This is a genomic window from Tetragenococcus halophilus, assembly GCF_001712815.1.
In the GTDB taxonomy this organism is placed as follows: domain Bacteria; phylum Bacillota; class Bacilli; order Lactobacillales; family Enterococcaceae; genus Tetragenococcus; species Tetragenococcus halophilus.
Map to the genome: position 1 here is coordinate 1,914,759 of NZ_CP012047.1, position 21,645 is coordinate 1,936,403.

At 34.9% G+C, this 21,645-nt stretch carries 25 protein-coding genes; 5 read left to right on the forward strand and 20 right to left on the reverse strand.

Going from position 1 to position 21,645, the window contains the following annotated elements; translation table 11 throughout:
- Nucleotides 1-185: 185 nt before the first annotated feature.
- The 8 genes from AC806_RS09135 to AC806_RS09170 form a co-directional block, all read right to left on the reverse strand.
- A complete protein-coding gene (locus AC806_RS09135) occupies nt 186-935 on the reverse strand; it encodes a cyclase family protein (protein WP_014124009.1) in 750 nt (249 codons plus the stop codon).
- 158 nt (nt 936-1,093) lie between these two features.
- A complete protein-coding gene (alsE, locus tag AC806_RS09140) occupies nt 1,094-1,789 on the reverse strand; it encodes a D-allulose 6-phosphate 3-epimerase (protein WP_069029181.1) in 696 nt (231 codons plus the stop codon).
- A gap of 22 nt (nt 1,790-1,811) precedes the next feature.
- Nucleotides 1,812-2,909, reverse strand: coding sequence for a PTS fructose transporter subunit IIC (locus tag AC806_RS09145; RefSeq protein ID WP_069029182.1), 1,098 nt, complete (start codon nt 2,907-2,909; stop codon nt 1,812-1,814).
- A 15-nt stretch (nt 2,910-2,924) separates the two neighbouring features.
- Nucleotides 2,925-3,380 carry a PTS sugar transporter subunit IIA gene (locus AC806_RS09150; protein ID WP_069029183.1) on the reverse strand — a complete coding sequence of 152 codons (456 nt, stop codon included), beginning with the start codon at nt 3,378-3,380 and terminating at the stop codon, nt 2,925-2,927.
- A gap of 12 nt (nt 3,381-3,392) precedes the next feature.
- Complete coding sequence (locus AC806_RS09155) at nt 3,393-3,719, reverse strand: PTS fructose transporter subunit IIB (protein WP_069029184.1); 327 nt, start codon at nt 3,717-3,719, stop codon at nt 3,393-3,395.
- Between the two features lie 13 nt (nt 3,720-3,732).
- Nucleotides 3,733-4,149 (reverse strand): PTS sugar transporter subunit IIA, encoded by a 417-nt coding sequence (locus tag AC806_RS09160; protein ID WP_069029185.1) that lies wholly within the window; start codon nt 4,147-4,149, stop codon nt 3,733-3,735.
- A complete protein-coding gene (locus AC806_RS09165; RefSeq protein WP_069029186.1) occupies nt 4,139-5,632 on the reverse strand; it encodes a BglG family transcription antiterminator in 1,494 nt (497 codons plus the stop codon). Before AC806_RS09165 ends, AC806_RS09160 begins: the two co-directional genes overlap by 11 nt.
- Before the next feature lie 297 nt (nt 5,633-5,929).
- The gene (locus AC806_RS09170) at nt 5,930-6,160 is read right to left on the reverse strand and encodes a hypothetical protein (protein ID WP_156768850.1); all 231 of its coding nucleotides are present in this window, start codon (nt 6,158-6,160) and stop codon (nt 5,930-5,932) included.
- 324 nt (nt 6,161-6,484) lie between these two features.
- Here AC806_RS09170 and AC806_RS09175 point away from each other — a divergent pair, with 324 nt between their 5' ends.
- On the forward strand, nt 6,485-7,846 hold the full coding sequence (locus AC806_RS09175; protein WP_069029188.1) for an IS4 family transposase: 1,362 nt from the start codon (nt 6,485-6,487) through the stop codon (nt 7,844-7,846).
- Nucleotides 7,847-7,905: 59 nt separating this feature from the next.
- Here AC806_RS09175 and AC806_RS09180 read toward each other — a convergent pair whose 3' ends face one another.
- Genes AC806_RS09180 through pgaC form a run of 4 tightly spaced genes read right to left on the reverse strand, consistent with a single transcriptional unit; the run spans nt 7,906 to nt 10,903 of the window.
- Entirely contained in the window at nt 7,906-8,517 is a 612-nt protein-coding gene (locus AC806_RS09180) for an acyltransferase family protein (RefSeq protein WP_069029189.1), read from the reverse strand.
- The gene (gene icaB / locus AC806_RS09185; protein ID WP_069029190.1) at nt 8,504-9,388 is read right to left on the reverse strand and encodes an intercellular adhesin biosynthesis polysaccharide N-deacetylase; all 885 of its coding nucleotides are present in this window, start codon (nt 9,386-9,388) and stop codon (nt 8,504-8,506) included. The genes AC806_RS09180 and icaB overlap by 14 nt, the downstream gene beginning before the upstream one ends.
- The gene (locus AC806_RS09190) at nt 9,372-9,701 is read right to left on the reverse strand and encodes a polysaccharide biosynthesis protein (protein ID WP_014123997.1); all 330 of its coding nucleotides are present in this window, start codon (nt 9,699-9,701) and stop codon (nt 9,372-9,374) included. The genes icaB and AC806_RS09190 overlap by 17 nt, the downstream gene beginning before the upstream one ends.
- Complete coding sequence (gene pgaC / locus AC806_RS09195; protein ID WP_069029191.1) at nt 9,665-10,903, reverse strand: poly-beta-1,6-N-acetyl-D-glucosamine synthase; 1,239 nt, start codon at nt 10,901-10,903, stop codon at nt 9,665-9,667. Before pgaC ends, AC806_RS09190 begins: the two co-directional genes overlap by 37 nt.
- 326 nt (nt 10,904-11,229) lie before the next feature.
- Between pgaC and AC806_RS09200 the strand changes: the two genes are divergently transcribed.
- Entirely contained in the window at nt 11,230-11,433 is a 204-nt protein-coding gene (locus AC806_RS09200) for a hypothetical protein (RefSeq protein ID WP_061840786.1), read from the forward strand.
- Nucleotides 11,434-11,728: 295 nt separating this feature from the next.
- Here the strand turns inward: AC806_RS09200 and epsC are convergent, their stop codons facing one another.
- The 6 genes from epsC to cysK form a co-directional block, all read right to left on the reverse strand.
- Nucleotides 11,729-12,241, reverse strand: a complete 513-nt coding sequence (gene epsC, locus AC806_RS09205) for a serine O-acetyltransferase EpsC (RefSeq protein ID WP_061840787.1) — start codon at nt 12,239-12,241, stop codon at nt 11,729-11,731.
- A gap of 2 nt (nt 12,242-12,243) precedes the next feature.
- Nucleotides 12,244-13,389 carry a trans-sulfuration enzyme family protein gene (locus AC806_RS09210; protein ID WP_069029192.1) on the reverse strand — a complete coding sequence of 382 codons (1,146 nt, stop codon included), beginning with the start codon at nt 13,387-13,389 and terminating at the stop codon, nt 12,244-12,246.
- Nucleotides 13,390-13,405: 16 nt separating this feature from the next.
- Nucleotides 13,406-14,314, reverse strand: coding sequence for a PLP-dependent cysteine synthase family protein (locus AC806_RS09215; RefSeq protein ID WP_069029193.1), 909 nt, complete (start codon nt 14,312-14,314; stop codon nt 13,406-13,408).
- 265 nt (nt 14,315-14,579) lie between these two features.
- Complete coding sequence (locus AC806_RS09220; RefSeq protein WP_069029194.1) at nt 14,580-15,140, reverse strand: DJ-1 family glyoxalase III; 561 nt, start codon at nt 15,138-15,140, stop codon at nt 14,580-14,582.
- A gap of 23 nt (nt 15,141-15,163) precedes the next feature.
- Nucleotides 15,164-15,871: an acetolactate decarboxylase gene (gene budA, locus AC806_RS09225; RefSeq protein WP_069029195.1), complete on the reverse strand. Its 708-nt coding sequence runs from the start codon at nt 15,869-15,871 to the stop codon at nt 15,164-15,166.
- 201 nt (nt 15,872-16,072) lie between these two features.
- Nucleotides 16,073-16,999, reverse strand: coding sequence for a cysteine synthase A (cysK, locus tag AC806_RS09230; protein WP_014123987.1), 927 nt, complete (start codon nt 16,997-16,999; stop codon nt 16,073-16,075).
- A 184-nt stretch (nt 17,000-17,183) separates the two neighbouring features.
- Between cysK and AC806_RS09235 the strand changes: the two genes are divergently transcribed.
- Nucleotides 17,184-17,735, forward strand: a complete 552-nt coding sequence (locus AC806_RS09235; protein ID WP_069029196.1) for an RNA 2'-phosphotransferase — start codon at nt 17,184-17,186, stop codon at nt 17,733-17,735.
- Between the two features lie 38 nt (nt 17,736-17,773).
- Here the strand turns inward: AC806_RS09235 and AC806_RS09240 are convergent, their stop codons facing one another.
- Nucleotides 17,774-18,361 (reverse strand): hypothetical protein, encoded by a 588-nt coding sequence (locus AC806_RS09240; protein ID WP_069029197.1) that lies wholly within the window; start codon nt 18,359-18,361, stop codon nt 17,774-17,776.
- A 199-nt stretch (nt 18,362-18,560) separates the two neighbouring features.
- Nucleotides 18,561-19,979, reverse strand: a complete 1,419-nt coding sequence (locus tag AC806_RS09245) for a glycoside hydrolase family 1 protein (protein WP_373852603.1) — start codon at nt 19,977-19,979, stop codon at nt 18,561-18,563.
- 165 nt (nt 19,980-20,144) lie between these two features.
- Here AC806_RS09245 and AC806_RS09250 point away from each other — a divergent pair, with 165 nt between their 5' ends.
- A complete protein-coding gene (locus tag AC806_RS09250; RefSeq protein WP_069029198.1) occupies nt 20,145-20,867 on the forward strand; it encodes a demethylmenaquinone methyltransferase in 723 nt (240 codons plus the stop codon).
- A 22-nt stretch (nt 20,868-20,889) separates the two neighbouring features.
- Nucleotides 20,890-21,630 carry an N-6 DNA methylase gene (locus tag AC806_RS09255; RefSeq protein ID WP_061840796.1) on the forward strand — a complete coding sequence of 247 codons (741 nt, stop codon included), beginning with the start codon at nt 20,890-20,892 and terminating at the stop codon, nt 21,628-21,630.
- Nucleotides 21,631-21,645 lie beyond the last annotated feature (15 nt).

Sequence of the window (21,645 nt, forward strand, 5' to 3'; positions counted from 1 at the left end):
TCAAGTTCCTGTACGTAGGCTCAAGAGATTTGCGCCACCACTTCCTTCACCCCATCATCACTGATTTCGGCTTGTGGCTCGCTACACTTGGCGGTAACTACCCGTGACTAGACTTTCACTAGCTAGATAAATGCCATGCCTGGCACACAATAAAAGCCATCTTATTTTTTAAGATGGCTGCAAATTTATTCATCTTCTTTTGGAACAATCGCAAAAGCACGGATATTGAAACCAGGCGCAGCTTTAATTTTAGGTGCACCAACGAAAATCGCCGCTCCCTTAGCAGGAACTTTCGCTAGATTATTCATTACTTCAATTTGATATTTATTTTGAGATAACCAATATAACTCAGCAAGCAAATGACCATTTCGAGTTTCTTCAATCGCCGGGTCTGTATCCAAAGTTTCGTGACCGACTGCTGTTACATCTCTTTTTTCATGTAAAAACTTCAGAGCTTCAACTGACCAACCTGGTGTATGAGCTTGTCCATCTTCATCTAAATTATAATAATCTGTTGGATTACCCCAACGTTTAGACCAGGCACTAGAAAAAGCAACGAAACTTTTTGCAGGAATCTCACCATATTCTCTTTCAAAAGTTAGAATATCATCTACGGACAACATATAGTCATGATTTGTCTCTACTTCTTTTTCTTTATGAATAACAAACATCGGAAGAATAAAATCCTTTAACTCTAGCTCTTCTAATGGCCTTTTTCCTTCAGAAAAATGAACAGGTGCATCAATATGCGTACCATATTGGGTAGCTAAAGTATACTCTTTGGCAAAAAAACCATCATTTCTAACTGTATATAATGTTTTTTCCGCAATCGGCTTAAAAGCCTGAAAATAGGGCATTTCTGCTGTCACTGTATGCGTTAAGTCTATCCAGTTTTGTTCTTTTAAATAATGAATACTTTCAGTAACTGTGCTCATTAGCTGTTCCTTCTTTCTGAATAATTTTAATAGCGATAGATATTGCTAAAATTTTAGCATAATTAGCTAACTATTCAAAGAAATTAAAAATATATTGAATAAAAAAGCTATGACAAGACATCACAGCTTTTTTACATACAAATAATTGTTTTGAAAATTTATTCCTTATAATAAGTCTTACCAGTGGTTTCTTTATAATCTTTCATCATCGTTTGCCAAGACTTCTCGATATTTTCTGTTAAGCCAAATAGTCCGCTTCTTCCCACAATATATATATCCGGCCCCGCTTTATCAATTTTTGCAAATGATTTTCGATTGGATGAACCGTCCATTTCAATCAAATATTGATAATCATTTTTGTTCCGTAATTCTCTTAACTGAACAATTTTGTCTAAACTTGAATCGATAAATTTTTGACCCGCAAAACCTGGATCGACGGTCATTATTGTTACTTTATCTAATAAAGAGATATAAGGATATATTGTGCTAACTGGCGTTTCTGGATTCAACACGATTCCAACTTTTAACCCTGCGTCATGAATCTGACCAATTAAACGAAAAGCAAGTCCGTCCAAGACTTCTGCGTGAATACAAATCCATTCACACTTTATATCAACTAATTGTTGTACCCAAAAACTAGGTTGTGTGACCATTAAATGAGCAGACATGGGAACGTCACTTATTTTTCTAGTCTCTTCAATAAACCAGGGGGATAAGGAAATATTGGGTACGTAATGACCATCCATGATATCGATATGATAAGAATCTACATGTTCATTTAAAAAACGAATTTCTTCATTAAATTTATCCAAATTCATCGTCATTAGTGAAGGGGAAAACTGTACCTTATTCATCTATGAACCTTCTTTCTCAAATTTAGGAAATTTGAATATCATTCAAATCAATGTCTTCTTCTTCGATTTCTTTTTGTGTTGCAAGATCTTCAGGGGAAAGTTTCTTTTTAATAACTACCAGCACTAGAGCTGTAACAACGATATTTGCAAGTAGTGCAAGAACACCTGCCATAGGTCTTGACATCGTTGGTAGCATTAATACGCCACCAAAAGGCACAGTGGAATCCGCACCTAAAGTCATAGAAACTGCTCCACCGGCTGCACCACCTACTGCACTTGCTATTACACTACGAATAATGTCGTTCATTGCTAGCGGAATCACACCTTCAACAACATTCACAACGCCCATAGGGACAGTGGATTTCAATGTTTCAACCTCAGTTTGTGTGTAAATTTGTTTGTTAATGGCTTTTCCAAAAAGATGAGCTAAGCCAAAACCGATAGGCGTGGCAGTGTTAACTAGTTGTAAAGCGGTGATTGGTTCATTAATACCTTCAGCTTGTAGCGTCAATACAAAGGCAAAAACCGTTTTATTAATTGGCCCTCCATAGTCAACTGCACTTAAAAGACCTACTACTATACCAAATACAAGAATTGAAGAAGAATTTAGACTATTTAATACGCCTGTTAGCCAAGTAGTAAATGCAGAAATCGGTGTACCGATAATATAAACCATAATTAATCCGCTTACTAATGCACTTAAAAATGGGATCACTAAAGTTGGCATTAACCCTTTGGCCCACTCTGGCACCTTTAAAAACCTTACAATCAAAATCGTGATATAACCTGCAATAAAACCACCTAATAAGCCTCCAATAAAGCCTGCTTCAATAACGTTGGCTGTTAATCCAACAATAAATCCTGGAGCAATACCAACTTTTTCAGCAATTGAATAAGAAATCCCTGTAGAAATAACCACTGGCAAGAGCCCTAGAGCTGTTCCACCCATAGTTGCAAGAGCATCCCAAATACTGAAGTTACCCGTTAAATCTGCTGGGCTTTCTCCGCCCATTGCTGAACCAATAGCCACTAAAAAGCCTGCACCACAAACAATTGGAATCAAATAAGAAATAGCAGTTAATAAATGGCCTTTAAGATTTAGTTTCCTGATTGTCTCCATGTAAAATTCCCTCCTCTACGATTGTGTAAAACTTGTAATAACTTTTTCAGCAGTATCGGCTTCTAATAAATTCTGTACTACTTTTTCATTCCCTAATTTTTTAGCAAAAAGCGCTAATAACTTTAAGTGTTGCTCTGCTCCTTCATTACTATCTCCTACAGCAAATAATACAATGACTTTCACACCATGTTCATCGATGGATTCCCATGGAATTTCTTGTTTGTTAATAAATATCGCTACCCCTACCTTATCTACAACAGAACTTTTCCCATGGGGTATGGCAATATAATTTCCAATGCCAGTCTTTCCTTCTTTTTCACGAGCATAAATATCTTGAACAAATGCTTTTTCATCTGAAATGTAATCATTTGCTTTTAATGAAGCAACAATATGCTCAATGGCTTCTTCTTTTGTCGCAACGTTCAAATCTGTATTAATAATATTTTGATCTAAAATTTCACTAATTTCCATTTTTCACAACACCTACTTACTTTTTTGATCTTCTTTTACGACTTCTTCAGCTTTTTGAATCAATTTGTTCGGAGATTTTATAGCCACCTCTGTCGGCACTTGGATCACACGCTTGCCTTCAAACCTTTCACGACCACTAATCTTGACATCAATCGCTAAAATCACTACATCTGCTTCTTTAATTTGTTCTTCACTTAGCGCATTTTCCACACCAATAGTGCCGCTTGTTTCAATGTGTACTTCGTGTCCTGCTTTTTTGCCAGCTTCTTCTAATTTTTCTTGAGCGATATAAGTGTGAGCAATCCCTACTGTACATGCTGCTACTCCTACGATTTTCATTACCCTCGTCTCCTTAATTATTATTTTTAGTTTCTGCGTTCATCAATCGATCTAAATAATCATCATCTGCCAATTTCCTGGTAAATTGAGTTATTTTTTGTTTTATAGAACTGTCTTCATCGGTTTTTAATAAAATAGCTATTACAAGATGGACATTTTGAATTTCTTCATTCCATTCTTTTATTTCTGGTTTTATAGGAAGAATAAAAATTTTACTTTTAATAAATGAAGAACTTTCAAAATGTGGTAGTAAAACTCCCGGAGCAATCTCAATACTTCCTTGTTCTTCTCGTTTTAATATCTCATTTTTAAATTCTATGTTAGAAATTCCTGTGTATTTACAACTTTCTTTGCTCAAAAAAGTTAAAATTTCTTCTTTAGAAGAAAAGTTTTGTTCCTTATAAATATTGAATAATTGATCATGCTTCATGATTAATCTCCTCAATTTTATGCTGAATTCTTTTCTGGTCATCAGAAGTTAACATAGCACTTACAAGTAAAGATTTAACAGGAAGTGACTTTTTTAGTTTGATCGTAGTTAAAACCAATTCTGTTTCTGGATATTCCTCCAGAAATCGTTCCAAGTCTCTTGTTGCTAACACATTAATAATATCTAGTTCTGGAAATTTCTTTTCAATTTTTGCTTTTAAGAGCTCTGAGGTCCCCACTCCTGTTGTACACATAATGACTGTTTTTATCGGCATTTGATAAACTTCTAACACTCGAGCAAAGTAAAGCGTGATAAAGCCATTTTCATCTTCATTGATAAACGGTAGGTGATATAGCTCGCTCACTTGTTTAGAAACCTTGGAAACTTCTTCAAAAATTTCTTTATATGAAACTTTTATTTCATCTAACAATCCATTTTTGATTCGTATTTTATTCTCCAAGCGATTCATCATCGGTTTGATATGATTGGCTAAGTCAGAAAAAATAAAACTATCTGTAATAATAATACCTAATTTCTCACTCATTTCTTCAATATAAGTATGAGTAATTTGGGATACTTGTTTGGAAAACTTACTCGTATCATTAGCAATACCTTGCATACGAGAAGAAGCTAAATATTGATATAAATAAAAAATTTCTATTTCTGGTAAATGGTCATTTAAGTACCGTTCAACATTAGTTATCGTCGCATTTGCAACTTCATATAATATATTATCTTTTTGCATTTGCTGTTTTTCATTTTTACTTAGATCGTTTTTATCATTAATTTTTGTTAAACCAACGTTTCTGGAACGCGTAAGCAAAATATATAGATGAGAAAAAATATTAATATTATATGGATAAGGAAGAGTTATTTTTAAATCCCTTTCCATTTTCTTTATTTGGTTAAGAACAAATAAAGCATCATAAGTGTTTAAACTTGATTCTTTTACACTAGCTAACTCTTCAACATCAATCGTATTAAAAGCTTTTATAAGATCAGCTATTGCTTGACGAACACTGGCTTCTTCTCCTCTAATTGCTAATGTGCGATTTTTTCTCACTAACTTTAACTGATATTCTTCCAGTTGATTTGCAATAATTTGTTCATCGTTAAAAATAACCGAATCTCCTACATAATAATCTTCAAATAAATCGTATACATTTTTGGCTTTAGGAGAAGTTAATAATAATTCTTCCATTACACGGTTACGCCTTGCCTCAGGAGAGTAAGATGTTAATTTACTATCAATTTGCGTCATACTAGTTGAGATATATTTCTCATAATCTAATTTATAGCCTCGCCCCTTTTCAGCAGAAATTAAATCCCCTTCTGGATACCCTTTATTAATTTTTTTAATTAAACGATAAATGGTCTTCGTTGAAACGCCTAAATCATTGGCTAACTTATTTGAAGTGGCATAATCTCTTTGTTTTGACAGAAGAAGCAGTAGATTTTGTTCTCGGTTTTCTTTTGCCGACATCTTTTTCTTCCTCCCTTATATTTTTATCTTAATCTATATTTCAGAAAGCGTTTCCCTAAAAATTGTCCATTGCAGCGGACAAATAACTAAAAGCAGATAAGCGTTTGAAAATACCTTCAAACGCTTATCTGTAATAATTAGTAAAAAACTAATCATTAACAATATTGATTTAATTATAAAAATAACATTCCGTAAAGACTTTTATAGTCCCTATTTCTCTATTAAAAAATAAAAAACCTACTTGTCTTTTTACTTTAAAAAGACAAATAGACTTTTCTATATTTTCATCAGCCATAATTACTTAGTATCATCAGTAAAAAATGCTTTTGCTAACAAAAATCGGGTCAATGTATACTGATTGAGGATTTCTGCAACACCAAGTGACATACCTAAAATAAATAGTAAACCAAAAATAAATAATAAAGCAGTTTGTTCTTCTAAGAAACCAAAGAAAGAAAATAAATAAGGAGCAATGATAGGAAAGAACAATAATATGAATGAACCATAGGATGCGATTCTTTTAGTCAAATCTTGTTTTAAGCCTACTAGGCTCGTTGCCAAACTATATATTAAGAAAAAGCAACAAGCAAAAAAAGGAAGTAAGGCGGGTTCTAATAAATTCACTTCAGCGCTATAACCTTCATTAAAATAAGGAAACAAGAAAAATGCGAATATAGTAGCTAAAACAATGATAGGCTTATTATTTTTAATTAGTTCCTAAAACTTGAAAGTTCAAAAATACAGTTCATCCCTTGATAAATAAACGTTTTTTGATACAAAAATAGCATGAACCACTCAAATCCTGGTATAATAGAATCAACGAAAAACCACTAACCAAGGAGTGTTCATGCCATGTCAATTATAACACAAAAAACGTCAAATTCAGAAAAAATTTCTACCTCTGTGTCTGATTTTTTTCATCAGTTCCATGTAGCTTCTGCTCTTAAAAAATCGAATGCCGTGCACAGGAAGGGTTTCTCCGTTTCTGTTATTTTTTCGTTCCTATTAGCTTCGATCTTTACCAACGGTTCTACCTATCGGTTTTACCAAAAGCAAAAGGAAAAGCTATCATTTTCAGATAAAACATTTCGCAACGTTTTGAATGATCCGCACATTCATTGGCAAAAATTACTGATCTTAGTGGCTAAATCCGTCATTACTTTCCTACGTCCATTGACGGATGATGCCCGAAAGACCACGTTTATCGTGGATGACTCCATGTATTCTCGCTTGAATGCGAAAAAAGTGGAGTGTGCCGCTTTACAATACGACCATGCCAAGAAAAAATATTTCAAAGGATTTCGTTATTTACAATTAGGCTGGAGTGATGGCAACAGCTTTGTCCCCGTCGCTTTTTCCTTGCTCTCCGGGAAAAGAAAGCTCCAATCTGACCTTGATATCGGGGATCAACGCACGAATAGGGGGAAACGTAAAGCTCAAGCGCTTCGTAAAGGCACGGAAGTGACACTGGAACTGCTTCGATCGGCTTTGAACCAAGGGATCCATGCGGATTATGTCTTATTCGATACTTGGTTTTCCAGTCCCAAAATGTTCCAACAGATCCGTGACCTGAAATGCCACTGCGTAGCGATGGTTAAACGTAGTCAAAAGATCTACTACCGTTATCAAGGCCAAAAGATGGATGTCAAAGAAATCTTCAAACGAAACAAGAAACGCCGCGGTCGTTCTCGCTATCTTTTGAGTGTCCAAGTAGAAGCTGTCGTAGAAGGGGAAGTCCTTCCCATTAAGTTGGTATATATTCGCAATCGCAATAAACGAAACGACTATTTGGTCTTAGCTTCGACCGATATCGATCTGACCGAAGACGAGATCATTCAGCTCTATGCTAGACGCTGGTCGGTGGAAGTCTACTTCAAGATGTGCAAACAATACTTAAAATTAGCCAAGTACCAAGGGATTTCTTATGACGGGATCTTTGCGCATACGACACTGGTAGCTATCGGTTATATGATCCTAGCGGTGCAAGAACGTGAAAGTAAAGACGACCGAACGCTTGGCGAGTTATTTTATCTTCTCATTGATGAGCTTTCCGAGCTTTCTGTATCGGAAGCCATTCTGCAATTACTCGTTTTATTCCAAGAAGCTTTTGCGGATGAATATGTTTTGGATGAAGCCGTATTAAATAACATTATCGAACAGTTCCTTGAAAAACTACCTTCCTCTATACAAAAACAGCTCAAGCAAGCAGGTTGAAGTTAATTTTGTGCATGAGATCCTTGGTATACCAAGGGATACGTATCGAAAAGTAGGTTTCAAGTTTTAGTTAGTTCTTTTAAAGTATGAGAATGATAACCGATATAAGTTCCCAAAAAATAAAAGAACAACCATCCTAGTATATTTGTACTATTATTAAAAAAAGAGTATTGGAAAATTTGTTGGTTAGCAAGATATCCTACACTGACCACAAGACTTATTATTACCAATGTTTTATAATGCCGAAATCTTTTCCTTAACAAGAGATTCAAAATAGTAAATTGCAAAATAACCAGTATAAATGCACCATGCCAATTTCCTTGAATGACAATATTCAAGAAACTATCATAAATACTTTCTTCATTAACTTGACTTTCGTACATGCTATAAATAAGACCAAAAATAAGATAAGGGATGAAAATATATCGTATGCGTCCCCATAAATAGTCCTTAGCTTTTTCTTTTGCATGTAAGATAGTATCTTGAACCTGCCATAAAATAAGTACCCCGGGTATGCCAAAAGAAAAAAGATGACGAACCCAAAATAAAGTTTTAATTTGATTATCATCCACAGAAGATCTGAAAGTATAACTAAGCAAAATCTGTGAGATGATCGTTATTATAATAAGAATAACGAAAACATATTGATGGATATTTTTAGTCGACTTCATTGGTCTCAAATCCTTTCCATGTCTCAATTAAACGCTCAAAAGAACTATTATTCATCAAAATACGTGGTAAATATTGATCATTCAAATCGGGCGTGATCACTTTTTCTTCTAATGTAAAAGCATATTGAATTCCTGTGTTTTCTAGTGCTTTTGCTACTGTATCATTTCCTTCACCATAAGGATAAGCAAGTGTCCGGTTATCAATGTCCCACTCGTTTTTTAAATATTGATTGCTTTTTTGTAAATCTTGATAGATAGTTGTATAATTTTTTCTTGCTAACAATGAACGATTCTTAGCATCTAAATAATGTAAATCATGGGTATGTGAGGCAAATTCCCACAATCCCGTTTGATACATTTCATTTAATTCCTTTGTATTAATCATGTTCATATCACTAAAATTCAAGTTCCCAATTTGGCCTGTAATAACAAATCCTGTTGCCGGGATAGCTAATTTTTTTAAAATAGGGAAAGCATTATCATATATCGTATGATCCATATCATCAAAGTTAATCCATACACTTCTTTCGGGAAATTGGCCAGCTTCTTTATATTTTAATAACTCATCTAATGTTAGAAACTTTGCGTCATGGTCGATCAACCAATTTATCTGTCGCTTGAACTCTTCAGTTGAAACACTATAACGTTTTAACTCATATGGATTAGAAAAAAACATCAAAAAACGATCTAACCAATTAATATTACGCACCCTGTGATAGTTTAGCGCTAATACTGAATTTGGCTCATAATCCAAACGCTCAGCTGACTCTTCAGTACTTTCTTCTGCCGCCTTTACACTTATATGATTAAAAAAGAGCAAGCTAAAAAGAAGCAAGAATATTGTTAAGTAAAATCTACTTTGCTTTTTCATTTTCTTTTATTTTTCCACCTCTTTGTTTAAACGGGCCAAAATAATAAGTTACGGTTAAATAAACAATGATACCTGCACCAACGATAAGATTTAAGTGAATTAAATCCATTAGGTCTAAACGTGTAATCTTTAAAACCGTTCGTATCAATTGTACATAATATAGATCAACGCCCAATAAAGTAAATATAATAGTTAAAAACGCTAATAAAGAAAATCCCCATAATAACAAAGAGAAAAAAACAAGCGCTAATTCCCTTAACTTATCCAAAACTTTTCTTAACGTGTTTTGTTGCCTCTGTCCGGACTTTTCCATGTTGCATAAACTCCTTTCTTTCTTCTTAAGGCTTTGGGTAGCGCAAAAACATTTGTAATAGCATTAATCATCCAATAAAAAAGCGGGTACCAACTTAAAAATAAGAAATAAAACATGTTTTTCCGCTCATAGCGGCTATCAATACAAAGTTGTACAGAAAATAAAATAATATTTGTTGTGATCAACACAAAACTTGAAGCTAAAATAATGTTTAGTGTTTCTTCGTAAAAATAATAATCAATAAAATTTAGGGTTAATAATAAATAAATAAGTGTAAAAACAATAGAAGTCACCCATACGATTGAAACTAATTGTTCTAAAAACAAAAACCAGAAAGGAAGACTCTTCTTTTTAAATACTTTCCTAAAATCACGAATCAATACTTCTTGGTTTCCTTGTGCCCAACGAATTCTTTGTTTAAGTAAACCACGCAACGTTTCAGGAACAATCATCCAACAAAGCGCATGAGGTTCATAAGCAATCACATAATTATGTAAGTGCATTTTCCAAGACAGAGCAATATCTTCTGTCACCATATCGATATCCCAATACTGGCAATCTTCTAGCGCTTTTTTACTAAGTAGCGTAAACACACCGGAAATCGTATTAATATAACCATTCATTGATTGTGCTCGTTTAATGCCTCCAATAATGCTAGCAAATTCTACTTTTTGTATTTTTCCTAATAAACTCTTTTTATTTTGTATCCTTGGATTCCCAGTAACAGCACCGAGATTTTCATAAATATAAAAATTATCTATCATATAATATGGTGCCGGATCGTCAATGATTGTATCCGCATCTACACACATGATATAGTTATATCTCGCTTTTTTAGCGGCTAAATTTAAAGCATTGGCTTTTCCTTGGTTTTGTTTCAAATCAATAAATTGAAAAGAATAAAGCTCTTTAAGTTTTAACAACACATCAGCTGTATCATCTTGACTTCCATCATTGATTACAATAAGTTCTTTTTGTGGATAAGAAAGCTTACTGATATTTGTCACCGTCGCAGTAATTGTTTCTGCCTCATTAAAGCATGAGACGATAAAAGTAATCCCTTCACGCTGCTTATTATAATCAATAGCTGTTTGCTTGCGTTCAATTAAAAAATAATAAAACAAGGCCCCAATCAACCAAAATACAGACATCACCAAAGGGTAATAAAGTAAAAATGAAGATAAATGATAGATAATTTGCATTTTTTTCTCCTTAAAGTTCTGTTTTAATACTTACTCATAAAAACTGAACGATTGTACTCAGATTTCTAATAACTAAAAAATGGATAATTATTCTAAAAATATTTACAGTTCTTTAGAAAAGTAGTATTAGACTTAGAAAGCACAAATATTAATGTAAAGGCGCATCTTTTACGCAATGATTCGTGTATTTCCAACTATTAGGAGATAGTCTACCACTATGAAACACAATTTGCAATTTTCATGTAAGGCGTTTTGCATTTTATAACAACGTGCATACATCAAATAAAATACCCCTTAGAATAAAAACGAAAGATAGAGGTGAGAATATGGCTAAATTTAAAGTTAGATCAGAAAAAAACGACTCGGTAAATAAAACCATCCGATTTCCTCAAAATTTAAATGAACGCATCAGTCAAATCGCACAAGAAAATGATACTACTTTTACAAGTGTTGTACTGCAAGCATGCGAATACGCTCTAGATAATATGGATGATAATACTTTTAAAGACGAAAAGGATTCAAAAGGTTAGTAGCCTTTTGAATCCTTTTTAAATTTCTCTATCCTATTTATTGTTAAAAGGAGAAAAATGTTTGTCATTTTTCCCTTTTAAATAACGTTTCTTTCCGAAAAAATAACTTTACTTTTTTTCTAGTTCTCTTCATGAATACGTTTACCTCGTCTTATAGAGACTAAAAATTTTAACTAAAAAACATACACTTTTCTTTTTATCTATCTATATCAGATGATGTTCCTTCTTTAAAATATGGTTTGTTCAAATAATAGTTTGGCTTTTTTTTAGAATATAGTATAGAAATAACGGCATCTTACTCATCATTATGTTCAATAATGCGTGCTGGATTACCTACAGCAGTTGCATAATCGGGGACATCATGTAAGACAACTGCGCCTGCACCAATTTTACTTTTTTTTCCAATTGTAACAGGACCTAAAATTTCAGCATTTGAACCTATATAACCCCCTTGTTTGATATGAGGATGCCTTCTACCAGTGTCTTCAATACGACGTGACCCTAAAGTAACCCCGTGTAACAGCACCACATCGTCTTCGATAATTACTGTATCTCCAATAACTGTTCCCACTCCATGGTCAATAAAAACACGTTTTCCAATCTGTGCGCCAGGAGCAATAGATATTCCTGTACGATGCTCGTTATGACGCCTGATTAAGCTTGCTAAAAAGGGATGATGATGTTGAAAAAAGTATTGCGCAATACGATGCCAAAAAAGAGCTTGCATCCCAGGATAGGTAAAAATAACTTCAGCCACGCTATGAGCCGCAGGGTCTTGTTTTAAAATAGAACGAGCTGTTTCAAACATAGCTATTTTCCTTTCAAGTGGTTAAAACTTTCTTCAAGATCAGCTAAAAGATCGTTTGGATCTTCTACACCAACAGATAGGCGAATCAGTTCATCTTTTATCCCATTTGCTATACGAGTTGCGCGCGGAATTGAACCATGGGTCATCAAAGCAGGAATTTCGATCAAACTTTCCACTGCACCAAGACTTTCTGCTAGGGTAATTACTTGTAATTGTTCAACAAATGCGCTAGGATCCAAACCCTCTTGTAATTCAAACGAGATCATCGCGCCAAAACCATTCATTTGCTTTTTAGCGATAGTAAAGTCCTCGTTTTCAGGATCCCCTGGATAATAAATTTTTTCTACCATTTCTTGCTTACTTAGATAGTCAAAAACAGCATCAGCATTTTGTAAGTGAGCTCTCATTCGTAACCCCAATGTTTTCATCCCTCTTTGTAAGAGCCAGCTATCATGTGGGGATAAAATAGCACCAACCGCATTTTGCAAGAAACGAAGCTCTTCTGCTAATTGTGCGTCTTTTGTAACCACAAGACCTGCAATCACATCACTGTGTCCACCCAAGTATTTAGAAGCACTGTGAATAACAATATCTACATCAAATTCAATGGGGCGTTGAATATAAGGAGAACTAAAAGTATTATCGATGATACTTAATAGATTATTTTCATGCGCAATTTCTGTGACAGCTTTTACATCAGTCACATGAAGTAGCGGATTGGTAGGCGTTTCAAGATAAACTGCTTTTGTCTTAGGGGTAATCGCTTGTTTAACCGCAGTTAAATCACGGGTATCAACAACTGTAAATGTTAGTCCGAGACGTTTTAACACTGAGTCAATCAAACGAAAAGTCCCACCGTAAACATCATTACCGACGACAAAATGGTCACCTGCAGAAAATAAAGAAAAAATCGTATTAATTGCTGCTGAACCAGAAGCAAAAGCAAGACCAGCAGCTCCTCCTTCAAGATCAGCAATCAGTTCTTCAACTGCTTCACGTGTCGGATTTGCCGAACGTGAGTAATCATATTTACTTTGCCCGATCTTTTTTTGTTGAAAAGTCGTTGCCATATGAATAGGAACCGACATCCCTCCTGTTGTTTCATCCATTGAAGTGCCACCGTGTATTAATTTTGTATTGAATTCCATGATGAATTCTCCTTTCTTATTGATATATATTTTGACTTAAATAACGTTCACTAGTATCTGGAAAAATAGTGACAATATTACTATTTGGAGGAAGTTTTGCTGCAACTTGCAAACTGGCAGCTAATGCAGCGCCACTTGAACTTCCGATAAACAACCCTTGTTCTTTTGCTACTTGATTAACATATGAAAAAGCTTGTTCATCAGAAATTGTTAATACTTCGTCGATATTTACATCTTTAAAAAAAGGAGGAACAAATTCAACGCCAATTCCTTCTGTTTTATGCGGATGTATGGGACCTCCATTTAAAATAGAGCCTTCTGGTTCAGCAACTATTACTTTAACATCAGGATATTTTTCTTTCATGTATTTAGCTGTCCCAGCAAACGAACCTCCACTTCCTGCGCCTGCCACAAAAGCAGTGACAGGCTTTTGTAAGTCTTTAGTAATTTCTGGGGCTAGTGTATGATAATAAGTTTCTGGATTCTCTTTATTTTCAAATTGCATTGGTACAAATGTATTCGTTAATGATTTTTCTAATTCCCGGGCTTTCTTTATAGCGCCTTTAATTCCTTCATCACTTGGCGTATGAATAATTTTAGCGCCCAAAGCTTTCATTAATTCCTGTTTTTCAAAACTAAAGTTTTCGGGTACTACCAAAATAACTGGCAGATGATAAGCTTGTGCAACTAAAGCAAAACCAATACCAGTATTACCCGCAGTAGGTTCGATAATTGTTGTTTGCTGGTTGATTTTTCCTTCTTTCATCGCCTTTTGAAATAAATATTTTCCTAATCGATCCTTAATGCTGCCCCCTGGGTTATACATTTCCAGTTTTGCGTATATGTGACTTTGCTTGGGTATTTCCATTTGTAAATCAATCAGAGGAGTATCTCCAATCAGTTGTGTTACTTGTTTGACTAACAATTACTATTGCCACCTTTCTTTTTATACGAAAAAAGGCGCGAAAATCAATTAAGATTTCCGCGCCCTGGGTCCTTCAAAGCTAGTATGTCGTTTGAACTTTTAAAGTAACTTATTAAAGTTCACGCAAAGCCAGCCAGACATCGCCACAACGCGACGTCTGACAACAGCTATATGAAAAAGTGTTAAGCTTTGCGTAACTCATATTGGACCCTCCGTACTAAATGATTAGCTTAAATATATCGAGTTTTTTTCCATTTGTCAATCATTATTTATCCAAAAAGGAATGAACTAATTTATTATATTGCATCGCTTCTTTAATTTCTTCACTATTGCCACCTAATATATCTACCAGTTGATAACTAAAAGCTAGCGCAGTTGCGGGCCCACGACTTGTCGTCACTTGCCCATCTTTTACAACGATCATTTCTGAACGTTTGCCTGATTGAATATCGTCGGCAAAATCAGGAAAAGAGGTATAATTTTTATCTTTTAGTATGCCAGCTTCTTCTAAAGCGATCGGCGCTGCACAGATTGCAGCAATTTGTTTTCCATTATTATAGGCTTTCTGCAAACTTTCAATAACCGTAGTGTTTTCTTTTAAGTTTTTAGCACCTGGCATTCCGCCTGGTAAAACAATCATATCGTAATCTTGTAAGCTTTCATCTAATACTTGATCAGCTTTTATTGTAATATTGTGATTACCAGTCACTTCTTGAGCTAAGCCAATCATTGTCACATCTGCTTGCGCTCTACGTAAAACATCCACGATTGTTAATCCTTCAATTTCTTCAAAACCTGGCGCAAAAACTACAGCTACTTTATTCATAATCAAACGCCTCCTTATTTTATTTATTCAGCTTCCGCAATATCTTCCAATACGCTACTATAATCAAAATCTGTTTTCATAAATGTTGGATCGCCCACAGGAAATTTTTGTTCCACTGTATCAATTGTTTGCCATGTAATTAACGGTTCATTGATTTCAAAAGCCAACACATGTCCGCCAAAATGATGGTCATCACTAATAAAATGTAGATGAAAACCTGAAGCCGAAATCGTTCCAAAAAGCGCTGGCGTATAGATACCAACTAGCGTTCCGGTGACATCTTCGGCTGTAAATTCTGCTTGGTCTCTAGCAACATCCACTAGATCAGGATACGGCTTTTCTTGTTTTTGTACCGAACGGCATTTTATTTTACTAAATCTACCATGTAATTTTACGGCTTGAAAAACATTTTTACTCGAAAATTGTCCTAACATTTTTTCTTCTAAAATCTCTTTATTTATTTTTTCATTTAAAGTCGTTTTATTTTCCGGGATAAAGTCAATTACTGCAGCATAAGGCGTTGTGTCTTCCAAGTGAACTTCATGAATTTGTCCAGTGACATCAAAGCGATAACCATGATGGTCCAAAATAACTAATTCCCCATCTAAGTGATCTACAGTTCCTATACCGATACCTCCATTTTTTAATACTTCTTCAAACGTAAAAGCACCGTCAAATCCGCCTTTCATCAAAGTACCTAAGGTATTATAATGAAACAATCGTCCAGACATCAAGCTCACCTTTCCTTTACGTATATCATATCAAAATTTATCCATTCGTTAAAATATAAGAGTTATAAAGGTCCCAGATCTCCACATAAAACTTTATGGTACCTTACATATTCAATAGATAATATTCTGCTCTTTCTTTATTATTCAGCCTACAAAACTTTGAATAAAAAAAGGCTGTAGCAAGGCTACAACCTCAATCGTTTACTCATCGAATTTAAAAAGATCGGTAGATAAGTAACGTTCTCCGTTGTCTGGAACTACAGTAACGACGGTTTTTCCTTTTCCTAATTTTTTAGCAATTTCAACTGCACCAAAAATATTTGCTCCGCCTGAGATTCCTGGCAAGAATCCTTCCTTATTGCTTACTTTATGCGCCATATCGATTGCTTGCTGACTTGATACTGTTACTATATCTTGATAAACTGAACGATCCAAAGTCTCAGGAATAAGTCCTGCAGATATACCTTGGATTTTATGCTTTCCTTTGATTCCTTCTTTAATCAAAGCTGCTTCAGCTGCCTCTAAACCATAAATTTGAACATCTTCGTTTATTTTTTGCAGTGCATGTCCAACACCTGTGACAGTTCCTCCTGTACCTATTCCTGCAATAAATGCATCAGGAGATTTACCTTCAAAATCTTTGATAATTTCTTGTCCAGTCGTTTTTTCATGTATTTCAGGATTTGCTGGATTCTCAAACTGCATAGGTAAGAAATAGCCATTTTCATCGGCCAGCTCATGCGCTTTTTGGATAGCCCCGTTCATGCCATCTGCACCTGGCGTCAAAACTAACTCAGCGCCATAGCCTTTCATCAGAGAGCGTCTTTCAACACTCATTGTTTCCGGCATCGTAATGATTAACCGATAGCCCTTAGCCGCGGCAACTAAAGCTAAACCAATGCCCGTATTACCTGAAGTTGGTTCAACAATCGTTCCTCCAGCTGGAAGACGTCCATCTTTTTCTGCTGCTTCTACCATAGCAAGCGCGATACGATCTTTAACTGAACCTCCAGGATTATAAAATTCTAACTTTGCATAAATTTCTGCAGCGTCTTCTGGTACAACTTGATTTAATTTAACCATAGGTGTATTTCCAATTAATTCTACAATATTTCCTGTTTTACTCATGAAATCTCTTCCTTTCATTTCATTGTCAATTCCCGAAAAACAGCAACACATTCATTAATTTAATTCTAACAAAAGGTAAGTTTATAAACAAACATAACGGTGTCTTATTTAATTAGCTTAGAGGAGTTATTACTATGATATATAGCCTCCATTTTGCTAAAATAATAAGAGCAGGAGGGATTATATGGATGAAAAACTCACTAAAATAAGCAAACAACTGGCTCTTGTTTTACGTCATCACCCCGAAAAAATTAACATTACATTAGACGAATATGGACGAGTGGAAATCAATGAATTAATAAATAAGTTTAATGCACACTATAGCCGAAAAATCGACCGACAAAAAATCGAAGAAATTATCAATAATAGCCCCAGACAAAGATACGTCATTGAAGGAACAAAAATCAGAGCGCTATATGGACATAGTGTTTCCGTCTTGCCGCTACAAGAAGCTGTAATACCTCCTAAAATTTTATATCATGGAACTAGCCAAGCTGCAGCTGAAATCATTCAAGCTGAAGGTTTAAATAAGATGGGAAGAGAATTTGTTCATTTATCAGAAAAGCTAGAAACCGCAATAAAAATTGGTAGTCGACATGACACTTCCCCTATCATTTTCCAGGTGTATGCAAAAAAAGCAGCCACTGATGGTTATGCTTTTTACTCTACAAAAAGTGGCGTTTGGTTAGTAGAAAACTTACCAGCGATTTATCTAAAAAAAGAAAGACAAGTATAGAAATTTCTACCGTTCTATACTTGTCTTTTACTGCATTATTATTCTTCTTGTTCAGAAGTTTGTGTTGGCTCTTGTTCCGCTGTATTTTCAGCAGTTTCTTCTTGCTGATTTGCATCAGAAAATTCAAAATCAGAACCTTCTTGTGCTTCAGTGTTTTCAGTATCTTCTACAGGCTCTGTTGTTTCGGTCTGTTCAGTTGTATCTGTAGTTTCGCTTGTTTGATTTGAATCTGAGCGCTCACTTGTTTCAGTCGTTTCTTGTTCTTGACTATCAGTCGTTTCTGTTATTGAATCATCAGTAACACTACTACTAGTTGACGTTTGATTTTCAGAACTTGCCTCTTCTGAATAATCGCTTGTTTTTTCAACAGGGCCTTGTGTCATATTTGAAGACATTGTCATTTGCTGTTCATTCATCGAAGTTGTGCTCGTCGTCTCTGTTATCTGACTTTGCTCCTGTGAATTTTGAGGCTGTTGTTCATCATGGGATTCATCTGATATTCTTTCTTGAATTGATTGAAAAGGTGCAGCCACAAAAGTATTTGCGTCATTTTTCACTGCTACACTCAAAATAAATGTTGCAAGACAGCTGATCAGTAATGCTTGAAGATTAAATTTATTTTTCATCTTTACGTTCAACTCCTCTGCAAAACGAACAGAATTGTATCATACATTTGAATGTGCAGCAAGGGGGCCTTTATTTTATTTTACCCGAAAACCTTAAGGAGTCAATAAATAAATCCTGTTTACAACAATTATTTACGTTATTTTATCATTTAAAAAAAGGCGAGAATATAAGCTCTCCCGCCTTTTGTATCTTTTGAAATTATAAATTTTTTCCGTTTGTTTCGATTACTTTCTTATACCAGTTAAACGATTTTTTCTTATAACGATTGAATGAACCAGACCCATCGTCATTACGATCGACATAAATAAAACCGTAGCGTTTACTCATTTGCGCAGTAGATGCACTCACTAAGTCAATACAACCCCAAGCAGTATAGCCCATTAGGTCAACGCCGTCTTTAACAGCTTCTTTGGCTTGAGCTAGATGTTGTTGCATATAATCAATTCGATAGTCATCCTCAACGGTATACTGGCCGTTTTCATTTTGGATTAATTGATCTTTTGCACCTAAACCATTTTCCACGATGAACAAAGGTACTTGGTAACGATCATAAAAATCATTTAGAACAATTCGAAGGCCAACGGGATCAATGGCCCATCCCCATTCTGATTTTTCTAAATGTGGATTTTCAATACCACCAATAACGTTACCGGCGCCAGAACTATATTCTTCCGGATGTGCTGCAGCTGCAACACTCATATAATAACTAAAGGAAATAAAATCTACTGTATGATTTTTTAGTAACTCTGCATCACCCTCTGCAAATTGAATAGCGATATCATTTTCCGCAAAAAAGCGTAACAAATGTCCAGGATATTGTCCACGAACATGAATATCAGTAAAGGCATAATTTGTATTTTCTGCATCTTTTGCTGCTAAAACATCTTCAGGATTTGATGAAATTGGATAAGTCGGCATAGCCAAAACCATACACCCTACTTGAAACTCAGGATTGATTTCATGAGCAATTTTAGTTACTGAAGCAGAAGCTACTAGTTCATGATGAACCGCTTGATATAACTCTTGATCGCTTAGTTCTTCTTTAGGCGTTTTAATCCCACCTGAAATAAATGGCATATGCAAAACAGAGTTAATTTCATTAAATGTTAACCAATATTTTACTTTATCCTTATAACGGTTAAAGACTGTTCGAGCATATTTTTCAAAAAAACCAATCATTCGTCGATCTTTCCAGCCGTCATATTTTTCAGACAAATGTAAAGGTGTTTCATAATGAGACAATGTAACTAAAGGTTCAATCCCATATTTCAAGCACTCATCAAATACATCATCATAAAATTGTAGACCAGCTTCGTTGGGTTCTTCATCATCGCCATTAGGGAAAATACGACTCCAAGCAATTGAAGTACGAAAAACTTTATAGCCCATTTCTGCAAAAAGTGCAATGTCTTCTTTATAATGATGATAAAAATCAATCGCTTGTAATTTCAGATTATCTTCTGTTGGACCGTCTGTAATACGCCCCATAGCGCCATCAGGAGTAACGTCTTGTACTGATAGGCCTTTACCATCAACATCATAAGCGCCTTCAACTTGGTTAGCAGCTACCGCGCCACCCCATAAAAAATCCTCTTTAAAACCCATTCGTTTACTCATAGTATCTCTCCTTCCGTATTATATTCTAAACCAAATTTGCTTACTGGTCATTAAATTTTTAATTTCTTTTTCGTTTTAAGCTACAGTTAGCCAAAATCAATTGATTTATGTTTTACCCTCGTTTTGATACAATCTTACTAACGAACTCAACTAAAGGAGAAGAAAATGTCTCGCACGAATAAAAATTCAGAAGCCAAAGTGCAGGCGCTTTTTGATCGTATTTCAGCTACATACGACACAACAAATAGCGCCATTTCTTTAGGAATGCACAAACGTTGGCGAAAAAAAACCATGACTAAGCTTTCATTAACAACAGGCCAACAAGCTCTTGATTTATGTTGTGGTACAGGTGATTGGACGATTGATTTAGCCAAAACTGTAGGAACAACGGGCAAGGTCGTGGGACTAGATTTTAGTAAAAACATGCTAGAAATTGCGAATAAAAAAATAAAACAAGCCAACGCTGATAAACAAACAACTTTATTACAAGGAGATGCGATGGCTCTTCCTTTTGAAGATAACACCTTTGATTTAATAACCATTGGCTTTGGCTTACGTAATGTACCTGATGCCTCTCAAGTATTAAAAGAAATGAAACGCGTGGTTAAACCAGGAGGAATGGTTGCCTGTTTAGAGACCTCTCAACCAGAAAATAAACTAGTTTATCCCTTTTGGTATCTTTATTTTAAACTCGTTCCTACAATTGCTAAATTAAAACATAACGATCGCAAAGATTATGTCTATCTTCAACAAACAACGCAACAGTTTGTCCATGTAAAAGAACTTAAACAGATGTTTCAACAAGCTGGGTTTATAAATACCTTTTATACGACATTTATGCTGGGCGCTTGTGCTTTACATATCGGATATAAAGCCAATAAAAAGTAGTTTTAGAAAAGAGTCTGCAAAAATGAAATTTAAATTTGAAGCTTTAAAAAAAGATTATAGTGATTTTTCTAGTGACAAAGTATTAATAAATGCCCCTAGAACCCCTGCTTTTCCTGTGCGAGTTGCAAGCGAGATTATGGCAAGATGCTTGTCTTTTCTTAAAAATACAGATCATTTAACGATTTATGATCCTTGCTGTGGCGGGGCCCATCTATTAACCGTTCTAGGTTTTCTTTATAGTACTAATCTAGCAAGAATATATGGTAGCGATATCGATGAAAAAGCACTTACATATGCTCGCAAAAATTTGGATCTTCTCACCGGCGAAAGCCTACAGCAAAAAATAAAAGCATTACAAGCAGATAACAAAGCCCAAGACGAACAGACGCAATCAACAGAAGTGCTTAACAGTGCAAATCGTTTAGCAACAATGTTACTAGATGCAAAAGCACCTCAAAAAGAGGTCCAGTGCTTTCAATGGGATATCACAAAAGATAGCCCTACTTTTTCTGAAAATGTTAATATCGTTATAACCGACTTGCCTTATGGGAATATGACACATTGGCAAGGAGATAGTAAAGAACCACCTACTAAGCGATTATTAGATAATATTTATCAAACGCTTGATGTGAATAATTCGGTAATTGCCATTATTTGCAATAAAAAAGAGCGAATCGCGCACAATAATTTTACTCAGGTAAACCGATTAAAACATGGAAAAAGACAAATTTTTATTTTACAACCTCTAAAATCTTTAAAATAAAAATATCCGAACTAT

Bases quoted from the DNA above. Each gene is read 5' to 3' on its own strand.
- AC806_RS09135 (WP_014124009.1), bottom strand. From the start codon at position 935: ATGAGCACAGTTACTGAAAGTATTCATTATTTAAAAGAACAAAACTGG.
- alsE (WP_069029181.1), bottom strand. From the start codon at position 1,789: ATGAATAAGGTACAGTTTTCCCCTTCACTAATGACGATGAATTTGGAT.
- AC806_RS09145 (WP_069029182.1), bottom strand. From the start codon at position 2,909: ATGGAGACAATCAGGAAACTAAATCTTAAAGGCCATTTATTAACTGCT.
- AC806_RS09150 (WP_069029183.1), bottom strand. From the start codon at position 3,380: ATGGAAATTAGTGAAATTTTAGATCAAAATATTATTAATACAGATTTG.
- AC806_RS09155 (WP_069029184.1), bottom strand. From the start codon at position 3,719: ATGAAAATCGTAGGAGTAGCAGCATGTACAGTAGGGATTGCTCACACT.
- AC806_RS09160 (WP_069029185.1), bottom strand. From the start codon at position 4,149: ATGAAGCATGATCAATTATTCAATATTTATAAGGAACAAAACTTTTCT.
- AC806_RS09165 (WP_069029186.1), bottom strand. From the start codon at position 5,632: ATGTCGGCAAAAGAAAACCGAGAACAAAATCTACTGCTTCTTCTGTCA.
- AC806_RS09175 (WP_069029188.1), top strand. From the start codon at position 6,485: ATGTCAATTATAACACAAAAAACGTCAAATTCAGAAAAAATTTCTACC.
- AC806_RS09180 (WP_069029189.1), bottom strand. From the start codon at position 8,517: ATGAAGTCGACTAAAAATATCCATCAATATGTTTTCGTTATTCTTATT.
- icaB (WP_069029190.1), bottom strand. From the start codon at position 9,388: ATGAAAAAGCAAAGTAGATTTTACTTAACAATATTCTTGCTTCTTTTT.
- AC806_RS09190 (WP_014123997.1), bottom strand. From the start codon at position 9,701: ATGGAAAAGTCCGGACAGAGGCAACAAAACACGTTAAGAAAAGTTTTG.
- pgaC (WP_069029191.1), bottom strand. From the start codon at position 10,903: ATGCAAATTATCTATCATTTATCTTCATTTTTACTTTATTACCCTTTG.
- AC806_RS09200 (WP_061840786.1), top strand. From the start codon at position 11,230: ATGGCTAAATTTAAAGTTAGATCAGAAAAAAACGACTCGGTAAATAAA.
- epsC (WP_061840787.1), bottom strand. From the start codon at position 12,241: ATGTTTGAAACAGCTCGTTCTATTTTAAAACAAGACCCTGCGGCTCAT.
- AC806_RS09210 (WP_069029192.1), bottom strand. From the start codon at position 13,389: ATGGAATTCAATACAAAATTAATACACGGTGGCACTTCAATGGATGAA.
- AC806_RS09220 (WP_069029194.1), bottom strand. From the start codon at position 15,140: ATGAATAAAGTAGCTGTAGTTTTTGCGCCAGGTTTTGAAGAAATTGAA.
- budA (WP_069029195.1), bottom strand. From the start codon at position 15,871: ATGTCTGGACGATTGTTTCATTATAATACCTTAGGTACTTTGATGAAA.
- cysK (WP_014123987.1), bottom strand. From the start codon at position 16,999: ATGAGTAAAACAGGAAATATTGTAGAATTAATTGGAAATACACCTATG.
- AC806_RS09235 (WP_069029196.1), top strand. From the start codon at position 17,184: ATGGATGAAAAACTCACTAAAATAAGCAAACAACTGGCTCTTGTTTTA.
- AC806_RS09240 (WP_069029197.1), bottom strand. From the start codon at position 18,361: ATGAAAAATAAATTTAATCTTCAAGCATTACTGATCAGCTGTCTTGCA.
- AC806_RS09245 (WP_373852603.1), bottom strand. From the start codon at position 19,979: ATGAGTAAACGAATGGGTTTTAAAGAGGATTTTTTATGGGGTGGCGCG.
- AC806_RS09250 (WP_069029198.1), top strand. From the start codon at position 20,145: ATGTCTCGCACGAATAAAAATTCAGAAGCCAAAGTGCAGGCGCTTTTT.
- AC806_RS09255 (WP_061840796.1), top strand. From the start codon at position 20,890: ATGAAATTTAAATTTGAAGCTTTAAAAAAAGATTATAGTGATTTTTCT.